Source organism: Dietzia sp. Cai40 (assembly GCF_014145165.1).
GTDB classification, from domain to species: Bacteria; Actinomycetota; Actinomycetes; order Mycobacteriales; family Mycobacteriaceae; genus Dietzia; species Dietzia natronolimnaea.
This window is the reverse complement of sequence record NZ_JAALEB010000366.1, coordinates 1-2352: the sequence shown is the minus strand read 5'-3', so window position 1 is coordinate 2352 and position 2352 is coordinate 1. Positions and strand designations below refer to the sequence as shown.

At 72.7% G+C, this 2352-nt stretch carries 5 protein-coding genes, 1 pseudogene and 1 riboswitch; of the genes and pseudogenes, 3 read left to right on the top strand and 3 right to left on the bottom strand.

Going from position 1 to position 2352, the window contains the following annotated elements; translation table 11 throughout:
* Both G6022_RS13525 and G6022_RS13520 read right to left on the bottom strand, forming a co-directional pair.
* Nucleotides 1-261 (bottom strand): annotated as a pseudogene (locus G6022_RS13525) (hypothetical protein); the annotation flags it as partial.
* Between the two features lie 50 nt (nucleotides 262-311).
* Nucleotides 312-611, bottom strand: coding sequence for an EthD family reductase (locus G6022_RS13520; RefSeq protein WP_182611047.1), 300 nt, complete (start codon nucleotides 609-611; stop codon nucleotides 312-314).
* Between the two features lie 150 nt (nucleotides 612-761).
* Nucleotides 762-829: riboswitch (guanidine-III (ykkC-III) riboswitch) on the top strand.
* A gap of 10 nt (nucleotides 830-839) precedes the next feature.
* Here G6022_RS13520 and G6022_RS13515 point away from each other — a divergent pair.
* The 3 genes from G6022_RS13515 to G6022_RS13505 are packed head-to-tail and all read left to right on the top strand — an operon-like array spanning nucleotide 840 to nucleotide 1924.
* Nucleotides 840-1154, top strand: a complete 315-nt coding sequence (locus G6022_RS13515; RefSeq protein ID WP_179523245.1) for an SMR family transporter — start codon at nucleotides 840-842, stop codon at nucleotides 1152-1154.
* Between the two features lie 39 nt (nucleotides 1155-1193).
* Entirely contained in the window at nucleotides 1194-1451 is a 258-nt protein-coding gene (locus G6022_RS13510; RefSeq protein ID WP_182611046.1) for a hypothetical protein, read from the top strand.
* Nucleotides 1448-1924 carry an SRPBCC family protein gene (locus G6022_RS13505; protein ID WP_179523243.1) on the top strand — a complete coding sequence of 159 codons (477 nt, stop codon included), beginning with the start codon at nucleotides 1448-1450 and terminating at the stop codon, nucleotides 1922-1924. Before G6022_RS13510 ends, G6022_RS13505 begins: the two co-directional genes overlap by 4 nt.
* Nucleotides 1925-1957: 33 nt before the next feature.
* Here the strand turns inward: G6022_RS13505 and G6022_RS13500 are convergent.
* Nucleotides 1958-2352 (bottom strand): hypothetical protein (locus tag G6022_RS13500; RefSeq protein WP_182691762.1); only part of this gene is annotated, 395 nt, incomplete at its 5' end.

Sequence of the window (2352 nt, the reverse complement as noted above, 5' to 3'; positions counted from 1 at the left end):
CGTGACGCGCGGGACGAACTCCTCCGCGGCCTCGACCCCGGCGGCCTCGACCAGGACGTCGGCGGCATCGACGGCCGCGTCGACCTCGTCGCGCGTGCTGCCCGAGCGGAGCACCGCCACCAGACGCGCTCCGGGGACGTCGCCGTTCTCCAGTGCCTCCGCTACCGCGGTCCCGATCGCGCCGGCGCCGATCACGGCCACCGCCAACGGGGGGACGGATGCCCGGTCCGGCCGCGCAGAGGGGGAGTGGTGAGGGGTCATGGTGGCCTCACCGTACCCACGGCCCCTCCGCGGCCGCGCGTTCCCGGCGGTTACCCGGTGGAGCCCACGAGCATCGTCGGGGTGATCCCGAGGTTCGCCCCGTCCGCCACCAGTGCCCGGCCCTCGTCCGTCGCAAGCGCGGCTCCCATCGCCTCGGCGTCCGCGAAGAACAGCTGGGCCATCAGGTGGAACTCGGGTGCGGAGCCGTCCGGGCCGGGCAGGAAGCGTGTGACCTTGGCGTCGTCGAGGCCCGGAACCGCGCGGGCGAGGGGGATGTGGGTCCCGTCGTAGTACTCGTCGAACTTCTCGACGTCGTCGGGGGTTCCGTAGAGGACGGTGAGGGTGATCAAGGGGGTCCTTTCGAGGGGCGCTCCATCCGGTCGTCCGGAGGGTCGCGCACCGGGGATGATGCCGCAGTCGGTCGGGTGGGGAGACGGATTCGCCGGTTGTGGTCGGAGTCCGGATCGGTCGGACCGGCTCCCGATGTGCCAGCATGGTCCCCAGAGTCCCGTGGACGGGTCTCCCGGACGAGGGGCGCCGTACCCGGAGCGCGACAAGACGGCCCGCCGGAGGCTGTCATGGCGTGGTTCGTACTCGTTCTGTCCGGGATCCTCGAGGCGGTGTGGGCCACCGCGTTGGGCAGATCCGAGGGCTTCACCCGGCTCGTCCCGTCCGTGGTGTTCGGGGTCGCCCTGGTCGTGAGCATGGCCGGGTTGGCCTACGCGATGAGAGGCCTCCCGGTGGGAACCGCCTACGCCGTGTGGGTCGGCATCGGCGCCTCCCTGACCGTGCTGTACGCCATGGCCACCGGCGCGGAACCGGTCTCGCCGGCCAAGGTGGTCTTCCTCCTGGTGATCATCGGCGGGGTGGTCGGACTCAAGACCGCTGCGTGACCGCCTCGTCAGCGCGGCGCCGGGGTCTACGGTGAGGTGATGAGATCGCGTGCGGCCGGACCACTGGTCGGCCTGGGACTCGTCTACGGGGCCGGGGCCGGCCTGATCATCGGGCTCGCGGTCGCCGGCCCGACCGGCCTGGCCCCGGGCCTGGTCATCGGCGCCGGCCTCGGTGCGGTCGCCGGGAACGTGGCGGAACTCGGGCGTACGGTGGTCCGGAGGCAGGCCCACCGACCCGAGACCCCTCGTGGTCTGCACCGTCATCGACGTCTCCCGAGAGGACCGGTCCACCCATGACCTCCATCACCACAGTCGACCGCGGACCGCGTGTCGTCGCCCGGCGCGTCACCGTCAACGCCCCCGCCGACGAGTTGTTCGCGCTGGTCAACGACCCCGCGAAGCACGGCCTCGTCGACGGATCGGGGACGGTCCGCGACAACGTCAAGGGCCCGTCCGCCCTGTCCGAGGGTGCGAAGTTCACCACGAGGATGCGGATGTACGGCGTCCCGTACCGCATCACCTCCACGGTGACCGAGCATGTCGACACCCCGGAGCTCAAGGTCGTCGAGTGGGCCCACCCCGCCGGGCACCGCTGGCGCTGGGAGTTCACCCCGACCGCCGACGGGCGGACCGAGGTCACCGAGAGCTTCGACAACCGTGAGTCGAAGATCGGGCGGGTCATGGAGCGCGTCGGGATGGCGGAGAAGAACGCCGCCGGGATCACCGAGACGCTCTCGCGCCTGGCCGCGAGGTACGAGTCGAACCGCTGACGATCCGGCCGCGCGCCGCGGGCCGGGCGCGGTCTAGGCGCGCGTGAGGAGCAGCGGAGCCGCGGCGATCCGGGACCACGGGCCACCGACGAAGGTCAACCCCAGGAGCCGGCGGTCGTCCAGCGCACGGAACTCGTCGCGGACCCAGCGCCACGGCACGGGCCCGTCCGAGCCGTACGAGCAGACGATCGTCGGTCGGCCGTCCGACCAGGACGTCTCCACCGTGACCCGCATCGGCAGGGCCTCGCGCAGAGCTCCGCGGCCGTCGTCGAGCAGGTTGACCGCGGTACCGTCGGCGGCGATGCGTTTGCCGCGCCACCCGGGCATCCCGCCCAGGGCGATGGCCCGGGGCGCGACCGCCCTGAGCGGCCCCGGTCCGATGAAGCTGATGAGGTAGTCCCCCGGTTCGGGCGGCCCCGCCGGGGCGG

What these genes read in the sequence shown, in the direction of transcription:
- G6022_RS13505 (WP_179523243.1), top strand. Translation starts at nt 1,448, where the DNA reads ATGACCTCCATCACCACAGTCGACCGCGGACCGCGTGTCGTCGCCCGG.
- G6022_RS13515 (WP_179523245.1), top strand. Translation starts at nt 840, where the DNA reads ATGGCGTGGTTCGTACTCGTTCTGTCCGGGATCCTCGAGGCGGTGTGG.
- G6022_RS13510 (WP_182611046.1), top strand. Translation starts at nt 1,194, where the DNA reads ATGAGATCGCGTGCGGCCGGACCACTGGTCGGCCTGGGACTCGTCTAC.